Annotated in this window: 15 protein-coding genes; 3 read left to right on the top strand and 12 right to left on the bottom strand. The window is 29.5% G+C overall.

Annotation, left to right across the window (positions count from 1 at the left end; genetic code table 11):
- Nucleotides 1-98 precede the first annotated feature (98 nt).
- The 7 genes from CDLVIII_RS06075 to CDLVIII_RS06045 form a co-directional block, all read right to left on the bottom strand.
- A complete protein-coding gene (locus CDLVIII_RS06075) occupies nucleotides 99-1,862 on the bottom strand; it encodes a sensor histidine kinase (RefSeq protein WP_035301682.1) in 1,764 nt (587 codons plus the stop codon).
- A 283-nt stretch (nucleotides 1,863-2,145) separates the two neighbouring features.
- Nucleotides 2,146-3,150 (bottom strand): galactofuranose ABC transporter, permease protein YjfF, encoded by a 1,005-nt coding sequence (yjfF, locus tag CDLVIII_RS06070; RefSeq protein ID WP_009168552.1) that lies wholly within the window; start codon nucleotides 3,148-3,150, stop codon nucleotides 2,146-2,148.
- A complete protein-coding gene (locus CDLVIII_RS06065; protein WP_009168551.1) occupies nucleotides 3,147-4,187 on the bottom strand; it encodes an ABC transporter permease in 1,041 nt (346 codons plus the stop codon). The genes yjfF and CDLVIII_RS06065 overlap by 4 nt, the downstream gene beginning before the upstream one ends.
- Nucleotides 4,184-5,704, bottom strand: coding sequence for a sugar ABC transporter ATP-binding protein (locus CDLVIII_RS06060; protein WP_009168550.1), 1,521 nt, complete (start codon nucleotides 5,702-5,704; stop codon nucleotides 4,184-4,186). The genes CDLVIII_RS06065 and CDLVIII_RS06060 overlap by 4 nt, the downstream gene beginning before the upstream one ends.
- 205 nt (nucleotides 5,705-5,909) lie before the next feature.
- Nucleotides 5,910-6,914 carry an ABC transporter substrate-binding protein gene (locus CDLVIII_RS06055; RefSeq protein WP_009168549.1) on the bottom strand — a complete coding sequence of 335 codons (1,005 nt, stop codon included), beginning with the start codon at nucleotides 6,912-6,914 and terminating at the stop codon, nucleotides 5,910-5,912.
- A 194-nt stretch (nucleotides 6,915-7,108) separates the two neighbouring features.
- Nucleotides 7,109-8,053, bottom strand: coding sequence for a substrate-binding domain-containing protein (locus tag CDLVIII_RS06050; protein WP_009168548.1), 945 nt, complete (start codon nucleotides 8,051-8,053; stop codon nucleotides 7,109-7,111).
- 1 nt (nucleotide 8,054) lies between these two features.
- Nucleotides 8,055-9,257, bottom strand: a complete 1,203-nt coding sequence (locus CDLVIII_RS06045) for a response regulator (protein ID WP_009168547.1) — start codon at nucleotides 9,255-9,257, stop codon at nucleotides 8,055-8,057.
- Nucleotides 9,258-9,486: 229 nt separating this feature from the next.
- On the opposite strand from CDLVIII_RS06045, the gene CDLVIII_RS06040 reads away from it, so the two are divergent.
- A complete protein-coding gene (locus CDLVIII_RS06040) occupies nucleotides 9,487-10,542 on the top strand; it encodes an aldose epimerase family protein (protein ID WP_009168546.1) in 1,056 nt (351 codons plus the stop codon).
- Nucleotides 10,543-10,816: 274 nt separating this feature from the next.
- Here the strand turns inward: CDLVIII_RS06040 and CDLVIII_RS06035 are convergent, their stop codons facing one another.
- Nucleotides 10,817-11,683 (bottom strand): Cof-type HAD-IIB family hydrolase, encoded by an 867-nt coding sequence (locus tag CDLVIII_RS06035; protein ID WP_009168545.1) that lies wholly within the window; start codon nucleotides 11,681-11,683, stop codon nucleotides 10,817-10,819.
- Between the two features lie 524 nt (nucleotides 11,684-12,207).
- Here CDLVIII_RS06035 and CDLVIII_RS32465 point away from each other — a divergent pair.
- Complete coding sequence (locus CDLVIII_RS32465; protein WP_278245899.1) at nucleotides 12,208-12,339, top strand: hypothetical protein; 132 nt, start codon at nucleotides 12,208-12,210, stop codon at nucleotides 12,337-12,339.
- Between the two features lie 87 nt (nucleotides 12,340-12,426).
- Here the strand turns inward: CDLVIII_RS32465 and CDLVIII_RS06030 are convergent, their stop codons facing one another.
- The gene (locus tag CDLVIII_RS06030; RefSeq protein WP_009168544.1) at nucleotides 12,427-13,356 is read right to left on the bottom strand and encodes a CAP domain-containing protein; all 930 of its coding nucleotides are present in this window, start codon (nucleotides 13,354-13,356) and stop codon (nucleotides 12,427-12,429) included.
- A 295-nt stretch (nucleotides 13,357-13,651) separates the two neighbouring features.
- Between CDLVIII_RS06030 and CDLVIII_RS06025 the strand changes: the two genes are divergently transcribed.
- Entirely contained in the window at nucleotides 13,652-14,344 is a 693-nt protein-coding gene (locus tag CDLVIII_RS06025) for a PHP domain-containing protein (protein WP_009168543.1), read from the top strand.
- A 118-nt stretch (nucleotides 14,345-14,462) separates the two neighbouring features.
- Here the strand turns inward: CDLVIII_RS06025 and CDLVIII_RS06020 are convergent, their stop codons facing one another.
- The 3 genes from CDLVIII_RS06020 to recQ all read right to left on the bottom strand — a co-directional run bounded on the left by CDLVIII_RS06020 (nucleotide 14,463) and on the right by recQ (nucleotide 20,141).
- The gene (locus tag CDLVIII_RS06020; protein WP_009168542.1) at nucleotides 14,463-15,059 is read right to left on the bottom strand and encodes an HD-GYP domain-containing protein; all 597 of its coding nucleotides are present in this window, start codon (nucleotides 15,057-15,059) and stop codon (nucleotides 14,463-14,465) included.
- Between the two features lie 141 nt (nucleotides 15,060-15,200).
- Nucleotides 15,201-17,975, bottom strand: coding sequence for a calcium-translocating P-type ATPase, PMCA-type (locus tag CDLVIII_RS06015; protein ID WP_009168541.1), 2,775 nt, complete (start codon nucleotides 17,973-17,975; stop codon nucleotides 15,201-15,203).
- Between the two features lie 381 nt (nucleotides 17,976-18,356).
- Nucleotides 18,357-20,141 (bottom strand): DNA helicase RecQ, encoded by a 1,785-nt coding sequence (gene recQ / locus CDLVIII_RS06010; RefSeq protein WP_009168540.1) that lies wholly within the window; start codon nucleotides 20,139-20,141, stop codon nucleotides 18,357-18,359.
- Nucleotides 20,142-20,260: the final 119 nt, after the last annotated feature.

The following is a 20,260-nucleotide window of genomic DNA, read 5'->3' as shown; positions in this document are numbered from 1 at the left end:
AAAATTGCAAATAAATATTTCCTCCATAAAATAATATTTACCATCTTATTTCCCTATTAATAAAAAAGATAAAGCTTAGGAAGAGAGCTTTATCTTTTTTATTTAATTATTGGATGCCTAAGTTCCACGATGGTTCCTTCTTCATATATGCTCTTGTAAGTCAATCCATATTCATCCCCATATATAATCTTTATTCTCTCATTAACATTGAAAATTCCATATCCTATTTCATTTTCCTCTATGTTTCCATTTCTTAGCATATGATTTATTTTATTTAACATTTCTTTTTGTATTCCCTTCCCATTATCAATTATAGTAAAACATAAATAATTTTCTTTAACCTTGCCTCTAACTATAATTTTCCCATTTCCTCTCTTTTCTTTTATTCCATGATAAATTGCATTTTCCACCAAAGGCTGCAATATAAGTTTTGTTAATTTATATTGCAATATATCCTCATCAAAATTAATTTCATAATTTAATCTATCCTCATATCTTATCTTTTGTATTTTTAAATAACTTTCTATATGTTTAAGTTCTTCTTTTACACTTATGATTTCTTTTCCTTTGCTCAAACTTATTCTAAGCAAGTTAGTAAATGCCTCTATTATTTCTACTATATCTTCCTCCTTATGTTCTTCTGCCATCCACCTTATAGTATCTAGAGTATTATACATAAAATGTGGTTTTATTTGAGCTTGCAAAACATTCATCTCAGCTATTCTCTTATTCTTCTCTTCTATTTGAACCAAATTTATAAGATTATTAATTTCTTTAACCATAGTATTAAAAGAATTTCCAAGTTCACCTATCTCATCATTATATTTAGCTTTAAAAGATACTGACAAATTTCCTTCCTGAGCCATCTTCATAAGCTTCTTTAATTTATGAATTGGCTTTACAATAGATTTTGTGAAAATTACAACCAAAATTTCAGCTATTATAAGTGCTATAATAGCAACAGCTACAGAATAATAGTTTATATATTCAATAACACGTAAACTTTCCTTTTCCGGAAATACTCCTATCGTCCTCCAACCAGTATACTCAGATTCAACTTTAGTTAATTGATAGTTTTCCCTATTTATATTTTTTATTATTATTTTATTATCACTATCATCAATCCACTCGTTTTTTATTCTATACACTATATTATTTACCGGAGTATACACTATATCATTATTTTTATCCATAATATAAACAAAGCCTGCTGTACCTGGCTTTGAATTTTCTATAATATTCTTTATGGCATCTAACTTAATGTCAATTAAAATTACTCCTTTTATCTTATCTTTTGATAAATCTACAACTGCTTTCGATATTGAAAAAACTTCATCAGCTGAATACTTAAAAATATTATCAATATTCCTCCCAGTTGGCTTAGTGAATAAGTGTATTTTCCATGGATCGTTATAAGCCTTTGAATACCATTCTTCATTAGTCAATGATTCTCTCGATACCTTATTCATAACATCGCTTATATAGCCACCATTACTGTTAACTATCATTATTCCAGCTATTTCTGGATTAAACTTCACAAAATTATATATAGACTTATATGCCTCATCTTCTATATCATCATTCTCAAGTTTATTATCGTTTAAAAATTTTATTATCCTAGGATCTATAGACATATAATTGATTATATTTTCAGTATTGTTAACATAAGATTCTATATTGTTATTTATTTGCTTTATTATTTGATTAGTATTTTCATTTTGAGAAAAATTAATTGAATTTCTATATGACAAGTTCCCTAAAAGAGTAATAGTTGTTGTTAAGATTAAAATGACACAAAAAAAATAAAATATAAGCTTACTGCCTATGCTTTTATTCATAAAGTATACTCTCAATTTATTCAACATAATTCCCCCAATCATAAAAAGCCACTCTTCATCCAAATTATACCATTTAATGTATCTTATATGTAATATAAATTTTAGTTTACGCAACTCACAATTATAGGTTATGAATTAATCTATCAAAATGTCAGTTGCAAGTTATACGTGTAATTAACATATCTATAACTGACACTAGACCTAAACATATATTTTCACTAGAAAAACAGATACATTGATATCATCTTAACTATCATGTATCTAATTTCATCCTATATATGCCTAAGTCTAAATTATCCTGTATATACTAGGTTATAGCATTTTTTCGTTTTTCATCTCTAATAACGATAACTCTTTGTAACACTATAAATATAAACAATAACATTCCAACTGCTATTTTAGTCCACCATGAATTTAAGGTTCCATTAAACATTATAAGGCTTTGAATAATTCCTGTTGTAAGCACTCCAAATAATGGTCCTATTATATTTCCATAACCACCAGTTAAAAGTATACCTCCTATTACGCATGCAGCTATAGCATCCATTTCCATACCATTGCAATGAAGTCCATAACCTGAAAGTGTATATATTGTAAATAATAAACCGCCTAAAGATGAGCAAAATCCTGAAAATGTGTATACAAGTATTTTAGATCTTTCAACTGGCAAGCCCATTAACTTAGCTGAATTTTCATTTCCACCAATAGCATACACTGTTCTTCCAAACTTTGTGAACCTAAGCATATAATAAGCTGCAGCTACTACTATTAAGCTTACAACAACATTAATCGATATAAATGCATCGGGCAATATCGGTATTCTAATTGATGAAATTTGAGTAAATACGGGATTATCAATTATAATTGTATCTATGCTTATAATATAACTAGCGCCTCTTGCAAAGAACATTCCTGCAAGGGTTACTATCCATGGATGTAAGTTGAATTTTTGGATTAAAACGCCTTGAACTGTTCCAAAAAATAGTCCTACTATAAGAACTATTATTATTACTAAAAATGGATTTACTCCCTTTTGCAGTAAGCTTGCAGCAATCATACTTACAAAAGCTATCATAGCTCCTACTGAAAGATCTATTCCTCCTGTTAATATTGCCACTGCTTCACCTGTTGCAACTACTATCAAATATGCATTATCTATAAATAAATTAGCAAATACTTGCGATGATAAAAAGCTATCATATAGAATAGAGCCTATTAAAAATAGACCTACAAATAGTGCGATTGTAGCATAGATTGCAATATAGTCCTTGTTAATCTTAAATATTTTCTTATTTGCTATTGATCTATTCATGCTCTAATCACCCCTTTTTCTTTTATTTCACCTTTAGGAGTTTTTTTCACTTTAAGCATTTTTCTAAACTCTGGAGATTGAATTATACATACGACTATAACAACTATGGCCTTTACCACTAAGGTTATTTCTGGCGGAACTCCTAAGCTATAGATTGTGGTTGTTAATGTTTGAATAAATAAAGCGCCTACTACAGTACCTGCAAGATAAAATCTTCCTCCAGACATAGAAGTTCCTCCTATAACCGTTGCAAGTATCGCATCAAGCTCAAGCCACAAACCTACATTATTAGCATCTGCACTTTTTATATTAGAACAAAGTATAATCCCTGCTATTCCTGCAAGTATTCCACTTAAAACATAAAGAGAAAACACAACTTTTCTAGATTGAATCCCTGCAAACTTTGATGAATTACTATTTACACCTATAGATTCTATAAATAACCCTAGGGCTGTTTTCCTTATTAAAAGATACATTAAAAATGCAATTATTATGGCAATGTATATTGCTACCGGAAGCAGTATATAACCTGTCCCAATAAATATAAAATCTTTATTAGTAAAGGTTAATATTTGTCCATCTGTTATAAGCTGAGCAATTCCTCTTCCTACTATATATAAAATCAGTGTACCAACCATAGGCTGAACCCCTATATAAGATACTAAAAATCCATTCCAGCCCCCACATATAATTCCACTTATAACTCCTATGATCACAGCTAGCGGAACAGACCCACCATCAACTATTACGGTTGCTGAAAGTGCAGCACTTATTGCTATTATAGAGCCAACAGAGATATCAATTCCTTGAGTTGCTATAACAAGTGTCATACCTATAGATATTAAGATAAGGGGAGATGCACGATTTAATATATCAATGGTATTTCCAAATAAATGTCCATCCTTCATTGTTATACTTAAAAAGCCAGGCGTCATTATGAAATTGAACAGCAGCAATACAATCAGACTAGTCAACGTCCAAAATATTTTTGAACTATAGATTTTTTGAAAACTGCTTTTTTCCTTATTCTTTATCATGCTGTTGCCCCTCCTGCTATAGTTTTCATTATATTAGCCTCCTCTATTTCATCCCCAGTTAATTCACCTATAACATTTCTATCTCTAAGTACTATTACTCTATCACAACATTTGATTATTTCTGGTAATTCAGATGAAATAAATAAAATAGTCATACCATCTCTTGCTAATTTTAAAATTAATTCTGTTATTTCTCCTTTTGCACCTATATCTATTCCTCTTGTAGGCTCATCTAAAATCAATAATTCCGGCTCAGTTGCAAGCCATCTTGCTAAGATTACCTTCTGTTGATTGCCGCCACTTAAATTATTTATTTTCTGTTCCATGCTTGGTGTCTTTATCTTTAATAGGTCTATATATTTTTTTGAAATTTCCTGTTGCTTTTTCATGGGCAAATATTTAAAAATGCCCCTATTAGCTTGAAGGGCTAGTACTATGTTTTCTCTTATGGTTAAATCACCAACTATACCTTCTACCTTTCTATCCTCTGGGCAAAATCCCAAGCCTTCTTCAATTGCTTTTTGAGGATAAATATATGAATATTTCTTTCCATTTATAGTTATCTTACCACTTGTAGATTTATCTATTCCAAATATTGTTCTTGCGCATTCACTTCTACCGGAGCCAAGAAGTCCTGCAAATCCAAGAATTTCTCCTCTTTTTATCTCTATATTAAATGGATTAATGGTTCCTGTTCTTCCAAAGTTATCAGTTTCTATAAAATTTTCTCTTTTAACATTTTCAGTTTCCTTTTTGCTTCTTGTATTTTTTTCTATTTCACTATAGTCCTTACCTATCATTTTAGAAACCAATTCAATTCTTGGCAGTTCATTCGCATCATATGTTCCAACTAATTCCCCATTTCTAAGTACTGTAATTCTATCTGATACTTCATACACTTGATCCAAAAAGTGAGTTACAAATATTATTGACATACCTTCTTCCCTAAATTTTTTCATGATTTTAAATAGTTGTTTTACTTCATTATCATCTAAACTTGATGTCGGTTCATCTAAAATCAATATTCCTTGCGATATATCAACTGCCCTTGCAATAGCTACCATTTGCTGTACTGCAACAGAATAATTATTCAATGCTTTTTTTACATCTATCTTTAAGTTTAATCTCTCTTGCAATAATTTATCTGCATCACTATTAACCTTTTTCCAATCTATTCTTCCATTTTTCTTTGGTTCACGCCCAATATATATATTTTCTGCAACTGTTAGATTTGAACATAAATTAACCTCTTGATAGACAGTGCTGATACCAAGATTTTGAGCTTCCTGCGTAGATGAGATTTTGATATTTTGTCCCTTTAATATAATTGATCCCTCATCTATTTCATAAACTCCTGTTAATACTTTAATAAGTGTTGATTTACCTGCACCATTTTCACCCATAAGGGCATGAATCTCTCCCCTCCTAAGATTAAAATCTACGTCTGAAAGAGCTCTAACTCCAGGGAAGAATTTACTGATATTTTTCATTTCTAAAACTATATCCAAATTCCCCATTTATATCACTCCCCGTCTTTTATAAAATCAATTAATAGTTAAAAAGCAGGTGCTAAAAGCTTAAGATAAACTCCTCTTAGACAATTAGAAGTTATTGTTAATAGATAAAATCTCTTTAATATTTTATTTATTATTTTTTACGAAAAGCCCTTTCGGGCTTTTCTTCATTAACTCTTAACTTTAAACTCTCAACTTTTAACTAGACTTAGTATTTTCTATTAGGTAATTCTGCTGCTGCATCCTTTTGTAAGAATTGACCTTCTTTTGAATTTATGCTCTTTTCAACTTCTTTACCATCTAGTATATTTTTTGAAACTTCTAATAATTGTGGTCCAAGTAGAGGGTTACATTCTACGGTTGCATTTGACTTACCATCAACCATTGCTTGGAATATATCCTTAATGCCATCAACTGAAACTATAAATATGTCTTTTCCAGGTTTTTTACCATATTCTTCTATAGCTTGTATAGCTCCCATTGCCATATCATCATTATGAGACCATAGCACATTTATCTTATCTCCATCAGATTTCAAGAAAGCTTCCATAACTTCCTTACCTTTTGCACGAGTAAAATCACCTGTTTGTGATTTTATTATCTTATAGTTAGGACAGTCTTTTATTGTATCATTGAATCCTTGCTGCCTTCCAACCATGGCTGTAGATCCAACTGTACCTTGAAGTTCTGCTATATTAAGTGTTGCATCTTTTCCAAATTGATCTATTATTATTTGTGCTGCTTTTTTGCCTTCTGCAACCATATCTGAGCCTAGGAAACACTTATAGAGTGAATCATCTGATACTGTTACTTTTCTATCAACAATTACTACTGGAATCTTAGCATCTTTAGCTTCCTTAAGCACTGTATCCCATCCTGTTTCAACAACAGGATCTAAAGCTATTAAATCAACTTTTTGAGCAATAAATGATCTTATTGCTTTTATTTGATTTTCTTGTTTTTGCTGACCATCAGAGAATTTCAAATCAAAATTAGGATCTAAGGTTGGAATTGATTTTATTGAGTCTGTCTCTGCAGTTCTCCAACCACTTTCTGCTCCAACTTGTGCAAAGCCAATTACCTTTTTAGCAGATGAACTTTTAGCAGCAGTTTGTGCTGACTGACCTCCTGATCCTGAGCTTCCGCAGCCCACAAACATACTAACGCATAAAACTGCGCTTGCCATTAATGCAATCATCTTTTTTAACTTCATAATTCTTTCCCCCTATATTTATGATCTCGTTTTCATAAATTAATTATATATCTATAGTTTAAAATTGTATTTGCATTAATTAGCACTTTTGTGCACTTTTATGATTTCATTGAATTTATATTTTAGGCATATGAAAGAAAATAACAATTCCAAAATAGGCTTGGCAGATGGACTTGTTATTTTTTTATTATGTCTTATTCCAATGTATCCTTGGTAATTTTTTTACATTCTAATAATACCTTTTTAGGAATGTCCCCTTCTTTATTTAGAATTTTTATAGCATATTCAACTGCTTCTTTTCCTCCAGTTTTGCAAGTAAATGTCCCTTGTAATATTCCATTTCTGACTAATTCAATCCCACCCTCATGTCCCTCAAGTCCATCGACTCCTATTATTTTGATATTTCTTGAATTTGTATTTACTGCAGCATAATATGCTCCAAGTGCCATATAATCACTATGAGCAAATATTATATCCACATTTTTATCATCTTTTAATATCTCTTCTATTTTATCTTGTGTTTCATTTTCCTGCCAATTTCCCACAATCGTTCTATCAATATTAATGTTTTTATAGTTTTTAATAGCATCTTTGAAACCATTAGTAATCTCTTTATCTGTGCTTGAATCTAGTACTCCTTGTATTTCTATAACATTAACTTTATTATCACTCGCCAATTCTCTCACAAAATTTCCTGCTTGAAGCCCTATAGATTCAGCATCAGATCCTATATATATTGTGTAATCGTATCCACTTACAGCTCGATCTAACATTATTACAGGTACAGATTTGTTCACTTCCCCTACTGTTCCTGTAAGTTCTTTCGAATCATTAGTTGATACTATAAGTACATCAGCCCCAAAATTTATCAAATCCTGAATATCTTTTTTTTGTTTTTCAGTATCTCCTCCTGCATCCTTAAATATTATCTTTATGTTATCATACTTTTTAGCTTCTTCTTGAATTTCTTTATTCATTTGAACTCTCCATGGCTCATATAAATTAGCTTGAGACATTCCAATTATAAAAATATCTTTTTTTTCAGAGTTTGTCCTATAAACGTATATTGTTAAAAAAATCAATGATGCTGCAAACATTATAATTATGCAAAAATAAATTATATGCTTTTTATTCTTCATTTTATTTTCCTCTCTTATATTCCGTTGGAGAAACTCCAACAACCTTTTTGAAAGCTCTGCAAAAATAATGTTGATTACTATATCCAATAAGCTCAGCTACATCGTATATTTTAATTGTAGGTTCTTTCATAAGATACATTGCTTTTTTTATTCTTGTGTTTGTCAAATAATCAATAAATGATAATCCAGTTTCTTTTTTTAACAACTTGCTTAAATAAGAAGATGTTACTTCAAGCTTATCGGATATATCATTTATACTTAAATTATTTAAATAGTAGCTTTCTTCTATATGCTTTATAGCTGCCAAGGTCATCGGATTATATTTTTTCTTTACATTAACACTATTTATTAATTTTAAATACTCACTTTTCACTTTTAAAATTCCATCACACACATTTGCCTGTTCAACTATTACATTGCATTTTAAATACTCTATTATTTCTGTTTCTAATTCATTTCCAATACTTACCCACTTGATCATATCCTGAATACTACTTATTAATATAATATTTTCACTGTCATCATTAAAAATAAACTTTTCTTTAAATTCCTTAAATTTATCACTTAATAAATTAGCAATAGCAAAATCCAATAATTCTTTATTCCACTTTTCACCAATCGCTTCAAAATTTAACTTCCCCAAAAGTTTTATAACAATTATTCCAACTTTCTTATCAAACTTTATATTAAAAAATTTTATTTCATTTAACATCTCTTCATCATTTATCTTATTACTTAACCATTCACTAAAAAAATTCTTTTTTAATGTATCTATGTTTTCATTTACTTGCGCTTTTACCCATTCTAAATAATTATTTTCTTTTCTATCTTCAGCAATTTTACAAACTGCCTTCTTAATTATTTCTTCAATATCTTTTCTACTTACAGGTTTTAAAATGTAGTCAAAAACATTGAATCTTAGTGCCTTTTGTGCATACGCAAACTCATCATACCCACTTATTATTATTACAATACTGTTATTATTTATAGCTCTTAACCTCTCCAAAAGATTTAATCCATTTAAGAATGGCATATTTATGTCTAGAAGAATTATATCTGGTTTTTTTTCAGTTATCACTTTCAGTGCAAGTTCCCCATCTTCTGCTTCCCCCACTATCTCGATATCATAATCCTGCCAATTTAAAATACCTTCAATTCCTCTTCTAATCTTAGGTTCATCATCAGCAATAACTAATTTCCACATAGAAACCTCCAGCTCTATTTTTTACCAATAAATTCCTTTTTATACTTAGTAATATCTATATTAAATGTATATTTACATTATTTCAATATATATGGAAAATTATTTTATTTGAACAATTGTATGTATAATCTCTTTGTACTATAATATACTTGTACATACATGAAATCAGGTCTTTATGTAAATGTATACAATAAGAATTTTACTTAACTATTATTAGGAGGTGTTCACAATGGCAATAGAAAAAAAACTTTTTGGAAAAATGCCTGATGGAAGAGAAGTTGATATTTATACTTTAAAAAATGCTAATGGAATGGCAGTAGAAATTTGTACTTATGGAGGTGCAATTGTCTCATCACTTGTTCCTAGTAAAACAGGTGAGTTTTGCGATGTAGTTTTAGGATATGATACTTTAGAAAATTATTTAAAAGGAGATAGATTTTTTGGTGCTTTAATAGGACGTTTTGCAAATAGAATCCAATATGCAAAGTTTACTATAAACGATAAGGAATATAATGTAGCTCAAAACAATGGTGAAAATCATCTTCATGGTGGAATCAAAGGTTTTGACAAAGTTGTGTGGGATGCAGAAATAATTGATAGTCAATCCAACTCATTGCAGCTTTCCTATCTCAGTGTTGACGGCGAAGAAGGATATCCCGGTAATCTTAAAGTTAAAGTGAATTATGTACTTACAGATGATAACGCTATAGAAATAAATTATAACGCAGTTTCTGATAAAGACACAATAATAAATCTTACTAATCATACTTATTTTAATTTATCTGGTCATTCCTCTGGAGATGTACTTAACCAAAAACTTATGATCAATGCAGATAAATTCACTGTAAACGATGCGTATTCAATTCCTACTGGGGAAATAAAAGCTGTAGAAGGAACTCCTATGGATTTTAGAAACCTCACTCCAATTGGCCAAAATATAAATAGTGATTATGAACAAATTATTCTTGGAAAAGGTTTTGATCATAACTGGGTATTAAACACTAATGGTTCAGATAAAATAAAAGCTGCTCAGGCAATTGATGAAAATACCGGTATAGTTTTAGATGTTTATACAACTACTCCTGGAGTTCAATTTTACAGTGCAAATTATTTGAATGAGTCTGATATTGGTAAAAATAAATCCGTTTATAATAGAAGAAATGCATTCTGTCTTGAAACTCAATATTTCCCTAATTCTATAAATTGTAACAGCTTTAAATCTCCGCTCTTTAAGGCTGGAGAGGAATATAACCATAGAACAATTTATAAGTTTTCTACATTATAATAAACAATAATGTAGAATACATTTATTAGTTAATGCCTATGAAAGAAAATAGGCTTCATAGATTGATTTGTTATTTTTTGATTATGCTTAACTATATGTTATTCTATTCATAAAAATATAAGTAAATATTACAATAAAAGCTGAGTGATTCTTTAATTGTCTCATTATTTATAAATTGGACAAGTAAAGAATTTCTCAGTTTTTAATAACAAAATTATGATATCAATTTTCCTATATTCAGCATTTCATAAAACTTGATTTTACATGTATACTCTTATTTCTGTTCTTCTAAAATTTTGTAAATTGCCTTTGCAACTCCTAAATTATCATTTGTATCAGTTATATATTTTGCTATTTCCTTTATTTCAGGAATAGCATTTCCCATAGCTACTGATTCTGTGAATTCTGTAAACATTGAATAGTCATTAAAACTATCTCCAAGTACTAAAACTTCCTCTCTTTTAAGGCCCATCTTTTCAGCTACTTTTGCAAGTATAATTCCTTTTTGTGCTGTAACATGAGTAATTTCTATATTATCAATAAACGAAGAGGAAACAGCAATTCCTTCTATTTCTCCTATGACTTTTTTCATTTTATTTATAAGTTCTATGTTATTGTGAAAGGCCACAAATTTTCTAACTTCTATTCCGCTATTTAAGAATTCGTCTAAATCCGAAATATAATTGAGATTAATAAAATATGGCTGCATTTTAGCAATTTCTATAGCCTCATTTTCGGTAAGTTTTGGATTAAAAGACAAAGTCCTATATACCATCTCTTTTAATGCTTCTTCTTTACTATCCGTTGTATATATACCTTTATTTGTAAATATTCGTGCAGATACTTTTTCTTGGTGAAGTATATTTATAATTTTAGATGCTTTATCAAGTTCTATATTAATTTCTTCTAATATATTTCCATACTCATCTCTGTATTCTGCACCATTCATGAGTACACATTGACATATTATATTATTTTCTTTTAAAAGTGGCTCCACAGTATCATATTCTCTTCCTGTTGAAATAGCAAATACGATTCCTGCTTCTTCTGCTTTATTTATAGCTGCTACAGTTTCTTTATCTATTTTATGATTTTTATTTAATAGAGTTCCATCCATATCTGATGCAATAAGTTTTATCATTTGAAATCATCTCCTTAATCTTATACATTATGCTTCTAACAATATCTATTATAGCAGAATTTATCTAATAACACTAAGAAGCTTCTTGCACTTTCTACTCATTCCAATTGTTTCTACTTCATAATTCATCCTATATTTTTTCCAAACTCATCTTTAATATGTCCTCATTTTTTCCTTAAGCTTCTTTGTATAACTTGAACAATATTGACAGTAATTTTATAAATATCTATCAAATTATGCTTATAACTTAAAATTGCTCCTTCGTCTAAGTTAAGTCAATGACAAAAATAGTTACAAGTGATAAATAGTAAGTTATAAGCTAAGAGTAAAATCTCTTTTATGAAAAAATGAGTTTTCAAATCTTATATTTGAGATTCCTTCCTAACTGCTTACTTATTGTCACTTGTAACTATTATAATTCTTCATAATCTACATAAGCTAAATATTATCTATATAGATATATCTTAAGAAATGGACTTATAAGTTAAAATATATACCATACCAGAAAGGACAGGTACTCTTTTATGCAGTGTTACATTAGAGAATTTGTTGTAGGTATTTCTTCATCAGAAGTTGTTCCATTTTTGCTTGTCACAAGCTTGTCTTGGGAACATGCTAAAATGGTGCAACTTTTGATGTTAGAAATCCACAACTAATTCTCTTAAGTAACCGAAATAATAGAGTACCTGTCCTTTCGGTTAGTTATCTCATACCTCTAAACTTAAAGTTGGATATGTATGCTGTTAGTTAGAAAATGTTTGTGTTCCCATACATTTTCCGTTTCCGTTAATAACGCCTATTCCAACTTTATTATAAGAAGGTTTCATCATATTTGCCTTATGCTCTGGTGAATTCCACCATTGATTAAATAATTCAACAGGATCATAATTATTATATGCTATATTTTCACCCGTGGACATATACTTATAACCTATTGCATCTAGCCAGCTTGTCCAATTATTTCCTTCTGGAGTAGTATGGTCAAAATAATTATATTGTATCATATGATCACTTTTATACCTGGCAATCTGTACTAATGTATTATCTAGCATTAATGGTTGTAATCCAGCTTCTGTTCTTTTCTCATTCATTAATTCAAGAATTTGACTTTCAGCAGAAGCTTGTACACTTATAGAATAATTGTTTGGCAATTGTGGCAAGCCACTTACATCTACCGCACTACTATCTGCTGCAATCTTACTGCTTTCTGCTAAGTAATCCTTTGTTTGCTGTAATTCACCAGATTCATTAAAGCAATATAGCTTATCTGAAATATTTACAGTTCCTGTTTCCATTACTCCATTGCTATCTGCGTAATACCATTTTCCATCATCTCTTATCCATCCCGTTTGCATAACTCCAGAATAGTTTAGATAATACCACTTTTCGTTATCCATAATCCATCCTGTTTTCATTTCCCCAGCCGAATTCAAATAATACCAATTCCCACTATCAGAAACCCAGCCTGTTTGCATTATCCCATTTGTGTTTAAGTAATACCATATTCCTGAAACATTTTTCCATCCTTTAACCTTAGTATTTTCATCTAGATAGCTCCATGTTCTATCAGAATTTTGATACCACTGTGCAGATGCTCTAAACGGTAATAGTGCAGTAATTGTTGCTGTTGCAATACATACATTAATGATTCTTCTCGATACAGCTTTTTTCATAGCTTTTCTCCTCTTCTTTTGTACTTAGTAGTTACTACAATTATCATCCTTCTTTATTAAACGTTTTCATTTATATTCTTTTATTAGGTCTCATATTTTAATTTTAACACATATCCGCCATTTTTCAATGGTTCATAATAGATTATTTCATTGATTAACTCTAAATTAACATTATATTTATATTATTTTAAAATACAATGTTTTTACTACTAATCCTTATCTGTAATGAAGACTTTTAACAATTTATATATAAAATCATATACTAAACATTAGATAATATTAATGAGGATTTGTGATGTATAATAAAGGTGATTTTCATATTCACTCAACCTTTTCAGATGGAGGATGTACCCCTAAAGAAATAGTGATGATGGCTAAGAAAAAAAATGTAGACATTATTGCTTTAACTGATCATAATAACACAGATGGCATAGATGAAGCTATTTTAGAAGGCTATAAACTTGGTATTAAGGTAATTCCAGGAGTTGAACTTTCAACTGTTTATAAAAAATCTAAAGTTCATATTTTAGGATATTTTAAAGATAATAGTTACAAAAACGAACTTCTAACAAAAATATTACAAAATATAAAAAAACATAAAATTTCTAAGATTAAGTACTTATTTGAAGCTCATATGCCTTTTGATAATAGAAACGATAAATTATGTGTAGAAAATGGAATAGAAATTCTGAAATTTTTTGGTGCAGTAGTTATCCTAGCACATCCTGTGCTTTTAAATAGATCTGATTTCAAAGAAATTATAAAAATGAACCTTGATGGTCTCGAAGCTAAATATTTTAGTAACAAAACTGAAGATACTGAATATTTTTTAGAAATAGCAAAAAATAAAAATTTACTTTATACAGCGGGTTCAGATTTTCATAATTATAATAAATTTCATAGAACTCACGGCTTAATAGGTGATGTTTATCTAAATAGAATTGAAATATATAACTTTCTGACAGGCGGTAATTTACCTTATTTTTAAGTCTATTTTATTAATAAATATACTTTCAATTATAGTCGAAAACTAAACTCTAATAATTCTTCTTTATTGTAAAAAATTGTAACTATAATATAGATAAATCTATATTATAGTTACAATTCTAGTTGTAAAGCTTATTCACCACATTATCCCAATTTTTAAGCATACATTCTGCTATTTGAGAATCATACATTATACCTTTATTTTTATTTATTTCCTCTCTGCATATATCATCACTTATTGACTTCCTATATGGTCTATCACTCTTCATTGCATCTACAGAGTCACAGACTGCTAGTATCCTTGACGCTAATGGTATTTCCTCTTCTTTTAACCCTTTGGGATATCCACTTCCATCCCATCTTTCATGATGATATAAGACCACTTCAGAAATATCCTTAAAAGTACTTGCTTTACTAAGTATAGTGTATCCTATGAAAGGGTGCTTTTTCATTAATTCCCATTCATTAAATTCCAGTTTTCCTGGCTTATTTAAAACACTATCGGGCACTCCAATTTTTCCGATATCATGCAAATCTCCCGCAATGTGTATCAGCTTTAATTCCTTTTCTGTCATTCCCAAAATTTTTCCTAGAGTATATGCCATTTCCGCCACTCTAGTTGAATGACCATATGTATAAAAGTCCTTAGCTTCTAATGTAGCTACCATACTGTTTATAATATCCTGATACATATCATAATTATATTCCTCAAGCATTTCTTCACCACCCTTTTTGCTTTCTTCTCCTCATTTCATATATTATCACACTATTAACTTTGTTTAAACAAATATTTGTTAAAATTAAGGTTATTTTTACAGTATTAACTTTAAAATAACACAATATCCTTTTTTATAATATTAACATTCATTATTTTTTTTAATCATTTTCGTGAATCTTAGAATAAATTTTATAACTTCATTCAATATTATTATTAAAAGTGATAACGCTACTACTTTAATCCACATTAATAATGATAATGTCACAGAATTGAAAAATGTGGTGAAAAACTGAGTGAATATGATTTGTGCTATTCCTGTAATTAAAATTGTCTTAATAGCTGTAGTATTCTTTAAAAAATTAGGTAATATACTATCTATACCAAATTCTCTACAATTGAAAGCATTAAATAATGCATTAAACGCAAATAATCCAAATAAAACAGTTTCCATTTCACTTGCTGACCCAATCTTCTCTTTAGATGCACCTAAAACATTAAATTTCATTTGAATAAATAAAACCAATGTAACATATATAGCATTAAACAATATGCTTGTAATCATGGTTTTGGTGATTATACTTGAATTTCTGGCTACTGGCTTTTTATTAAACACATTATTTCTTATAGGTTCTAATCCTAAAACTAATGCTGGTGGTCCGTCCATTATTATATTAATCCACAATAACTGAATTGTAGTAAATGGCATATCAAAGTTTAAAATTTGTGATATAATCGCGATTAAAAATGCAATTATATTTACTGTTAACTGAAACTGTATAAATCTTTGGAAGTTTTCATATACTCCTCTTCCCCACTCTATACCATGAATAATTGTGGCAAAGTTATCATCTGTTAAAATTATATCAGCTGCATTTTTAGAAACTTCTGAACCCGAAATTCCCATTGCTATACCAACATCTGCTTTCGTTAATGCTGGTGCATCATTTATTCCATCTCCTGTAACTCCAACTACTTCCCCGTTATTTTGGAGTGCTTCTACAATTCTCATCTTTGTTTCTGGCTTACTTCTAGCTACAATTGCTATATTTTTAATTTCATTTTGCAACTCTTTATCACTTAAGGTATCAATATATGTTGCTTCCACTGCTTTCATTCCATTTTTAAGCATTCCGAGCTCATTTCCTATTGCAACTGCTGTATTTATATTATCACCAGTTAACATCTTAGTTTCAACGCCAGCATTCTTAGCTATCAAAATAGCATTAGCTACATCCGGTCTTAATGGATCTTTTATTGCTACAAAGCCGCTAAATATTAATCCACTTGTTTCCTTACCTGATTCCACTTGTCTTAAAATACTTATTTCACTAGTAACAGCAGCTTCCGCTTCTACCTCGTCTATAATTCTAAATCCAAAGCCTAAAATCCTCATTGACTTAGCTTGAAGCTTCTGTATATCCTGCATAATTTCATTTTTTCTTTCTTTTGTTAACTCTTTTTGACTACCATTTAAAATTTCATGAGTAGCATTAGATAATATTACTTCTGGAGCACCTTTAGCAAGCACTACTTCATCTTTATTTATCTTTACTACTGTTGCCATAAATTTGCTCTTAGAACTAAATGGTATCTGATGAATTATTTTATTTTCTTTTCTTTCATCTTGATAATCATATTCCTGCAAATATGAAAGCAATGCACATTCTGTTGAATTTCCTAAATAATTGAACTTTCCATTTTCAAAATTAATATGAGCAGTGGAATTAATAAGACAATTTTTTATGAAATATTCATCTATCTCCTTTTTATCTTCTAGAAATCTTCCATTCAAATAAAGATTTTCTACAGTCATTCTATTTTGTGTTAGAGTTCCTGTTTTGTCCGAACAAATCACACTGACAGAACCTATTGTCTCACATGCTTCTTTCTTAGTTACCAATGCATTAATTTTAGCCATTTTCTGCATTGTAATTGCTAAAGTCATGTTAATCATTGTTGGCAGCCCCTCAGGCACAGCTGCAACTATTAAGGCAATACATACTATAAATGCAGTTTTAACTGGATCTATTGAATCTAAAAAAGGTATTATTCCAGATGTATCAATATTTAATTTATCTGACAACATCATCTTTACTACCATAAATATAAATAGTATTGCTGCTATAACGCTAGATATTTGAGTGATTACTTTCCCAAAGTCACCCAATTTTCTTTGAAGAGGGGTTTCTTCTTCCTGTCTTTGAAGTTCTTCTGCAATTTTACCCATTTCAGTATTATCACCAATACTTGTTACTACCATCATTGCTTTACCATAAGCAATTAGAGTTCCGCAAAAGCCCATGTTAACCTGTTTTGCAGGAATTGGATCTTGAGCCTTTTTATTTCCGCTTATTTTTATTTCTTCCATCTGAATTATGGCCTTAGCATCTTTTTTTACATCATCAGATTCTCCAGTTAACATATCTTCTCTGACCTTTAAATCTATAGTTTCAATAAACCGGCCATCTGCTGGAATCATATCTCCAGTTTCAAGATAAACAAGGTCTCCTGGTATCAAATCACTTTTGCTTATTTGTACTACAGTAGAATTTCTCAATACTTTCACAACAATATCTTCTGTCATTTTAGCTAAAGCTTCAGCAGCTTTCTTTGATTTTCCTTCTGTGATTATACCAATTGTTATTCCTATGGCTACAGCACATACAATGCCAATAGAATCATAAACCTCACCAATAATTGCACTTACCAAAGCTGCAACTAAAAGAATAAGCATCATTGGTTCTAGCAAAGCGCCCTTTATATCTTCAAATATGCTGCCCTCTTCTCTAGTTGTAAATTCATTTTTTCCATATGTCTGATTTCTTTTTTCAACTTCTGTTTCTTCTAAGCCGCTTTCTAAATTGACATCTAAATCTTTTAAAACAGATTGTATACTTTCATTGAAATATTTCATTAATTAAACTCCTTTTACAGTAACGCTTTTAATCTAAATCTCTATACTTGTCTTAATTTAGATACACTTATAACTTGCCAATGTGTTTTCGAGCAAAAAATATATAGCCAATAATAAATTAATCTAATTATTGACTATTTTCTTATATGTTATAAGCTTATATTAATTTTAACATATTTTCAATTCTATTTATATATTCATAAATCACCATATGTTCTTTTAGGCACAATCAAATAAATAACAAGTCCACTTGCCAGCCTATTTTCCATCATCCTGCATCGGCAAATTGGCCTAATAGACTCGCTATGAGGTAAATTCACCTCCTTGCCTGATAAAAAATATTCAAGGCAACCTTGGATCTGTTATTTATTTTCATGTGCCTTATTTTGTCATTTCTTCCTCTCCGAATGCCTGTATTATATTTAATATTTCCTTCCCATAAGCTTCGATTTTCTTAACACCAACTCCTCTAATTTCTAATAATTCATCAAAATTTTGAGGTTTACTATTTGATATTGCAACTAAGCTTGTATCAGAAAATATTATATATGGTTTTATGCGCTCTCTATAAGCTTTGTCTTTTCTCCACTTCTTTAAAGCTTCGAAAAGTTGTTTATTTAAAAGAGGTTCCTTTTTATCTAGAATTTTAAATACCACCGTTTCTTGACTTTTTAATAGTTTCATTGATCTAGCATTTAACTTCAGCATTGAATATGTACCTTCTTTTAAATCAACAAAGCCTTCATTTAGAAGACTCTTAATTAAATCCTTTATAAATGTGCTGTCATATTCCTTCATTAATCCATATGTAGTTATCTTATCAAGATTATTTTGAACTATCTTTGGTCCCTTAAATCCTTTTAGAATATCTATAAGCACTGATATTCCATATCTTTCTTTAGTTCTAAAAACTGTTGCCAGTATCATCTGGCTCTCTCTTGTAAAGTCTTTTAATTCATCATTATTTAAGCAATTGCCGCAATTATTGCAATAATTCAGTTTACGCTCATTTCCAAAATAATTTAATATATACTTTCTATAACACTCTTTAAAAATACAATAATCAATTAAAGCTTGGAACTTTTTAAGTTGAATCTCCCTTCTACTTATTAAGGAACTTTTGTTTATTATGTATTCTACCCTGCTTATATCTGCCTCACAATAAAATAAATAGCAGTCACACCTTTCTCCATCTCTGCCTCCTCTGCCTATTTCCTGATAATAAGATTCTATATTTTGAGGAAGAGTAAAGTGTATTACAAATCTAATATTTGATTTATCAATCCCCATACCAAAGGCATTGGTTGCAATTATTATATCTATATTTTCATATAAAAATTCTTCTTGAAATCTTTCTTTTTCCTCATCCTTAAGACCACCATGATATTTACCTACATTATATCCTAAATCTTTTAAATAATAATATAAACTGTCTACTTCCTTTCTTGATGCGCAATAGACTATTCCTGCTTCTCCCTCTTTTTCTCGTATTATATCTTTTAATGTTTCCAGTTTATCTATTTCTTTAAGTACACTTATATTAAGATTTTCTCTATTAATATCGCCCTTATATACATATGGATTATTTAATCCTAAGAGTTTTATAGAATCTTCTCTTACTTCCTCAGTTGCAGTTGCAGTAAAAGCTGAAATTACAGGTTTATTTTTAAGACTGCTATAAAATCGTGAAATTTCCAAATAGCTCTTTCTAAAATCATGTCCCCACTGAGATACGCAATGTGCTTCATCTATTGAAATCTGGCAAATATGAAGGTCTTTAATCATATCTCGGAAAATTTTAGATTCAAGCCTTTCTGGTGAAATATAAAGTATTTTATATTCTCCCATTGATGCTTCAATTAATATATTTTTTATTGTATCCATATTTTGAGTACTGTTTATATATGCTGCCTTTATTCCAACCCCAAGCAGATTATCCACCTGATCTTTCATAAGTGAAATCAAAGGAGATATTACTATAGTTACGCCCTGCATAATTATTGCTGGTATTTGATAACAAATAGATTTCCCGCCTCCGGTTGGCATAAGACAAAAAGTATCCTTACCACTCAAAATGCTATTTATGATTTCAAATTGGCCTTTTCTTAGGCTGTCAAAACCATAATATTTCTTTAAAGCATAAAAAACTTTTTGTTTAATATCCATACTTGCATTACCTTTCACTTAATAATAAGAATATAATTTGAAACCTTTTTTACAAAAGTAACCTTTTTCTTTAAATTCATACTAGTTATAGTATATACCACATATTCAAAATCTTAAAC

Origin of the sequence: Clostridium sp. DL-VIII (assembly GCF_000230835.1) — a bacterium.
Lineage (GTDB): Bacteria > Bacillota > Clostridia > Clostridiales > Clostridiaceae > Clostridium.
The sequence above is the reverse complement of the archived record's forward strand: the minus strand, read 5'-3'. Positions and strand labels throughout refer to the sequence as shown.

Coding starts and splice junctions, on each gene's coding strand:
- CDLVIII_RS06050 (WP_009168548.1), bottom strand. CDS start 8,053: ATGAAGAATAAAAAGCATATAATTTATTTTTGCATAATTATAATGTTT.
- yjfF (WP_009168552.1), bottom strand. CDS start 3,150: ATGAATAGATCAATAGCAAATAAGAAAATATTTAAGATTAACAAGGAC.
- CDLVIII_RS06025 (WP_009168543.1), top strand. CDS start 13,652: ATGTATAATAAAGGTGATTTTCATATTCACTCAACCTTTTCAGATGGA.
- CDLVIII_RS06060 (WP_009168550.1), bottom strand. CDS start 5,704: ATGGGGAATTTGGATATAGTTTTAGAAATGAAAAATATCAGTAAATTC.
- CDLVIII_RS06015 (WP_009168541.1), bottom strand. CDS start 17,975: ATGAAATATTTCAATGAAAGTATACAATCTGTTTTAAAAGATTTAGAT.
- CDLVIII_RS06020 (WP_009168542.1), bottom strand. CDS start 15,059: ATGCTTGAGGAATATAATTATGATATGTATCAGGATATTATAAACAGT.
- recQ (WP_009168540.1), bottom strand. CDS start 20,141: ATGGATATTAAACAAAAAGTTTTTTATGCTTTAAAGAAATATTATGGT.
- CDLVIII_RS06055 (WP_009168549.1), bottom strand. CDS start 6,914: ATGAAGTTAAAAAAGATGATTGCATTAATGGCAAGCGCAGTTTTATGC.
- CDLVIII_RS06065 (WP_009168551.1), bottom strand. CDS start 4,187: ATGATAAAGAATAAGGAAAAAAGCAGTTTTCAAAAAATCTATAGTTCA.
- CDLVIII_RS06040 (WP_009168546.1), top strand. CDS start 9,487: ATGGCAATAGAAAAAAAACTTTTTGGAAAAATGCCTGATGGAAGAGAA.
- CDLVIII_RS32465 (WP_278245899.1), top strand. CDS start 12,208: ATGCAGTGTTACATTAGAGAATTTGTTGTAGGTATTTCTTCATCAGAA.
- CDLVIII_RS06030 (WP_009168544.1), bottom strand. CDS start 13,356: ATGAAAAAAGCTGTATCGAGAAGAATCATTAATGTATGTATTGCAACA.
- CDLVIII_RS06045 (WP_009168547.1), bottom strand. CDS start 9,257: ATGTGGAAATTAGTTATTGCTGATGATGAACCTAAGATTAGAAGAGGA.
- CDLVIII_RS06035 (WP_009168545.1), bottom strand. CDS start 11,683: ATGATAAAACTTATTGCATCAGATATGGATGGAACTCTATTAAATAAA.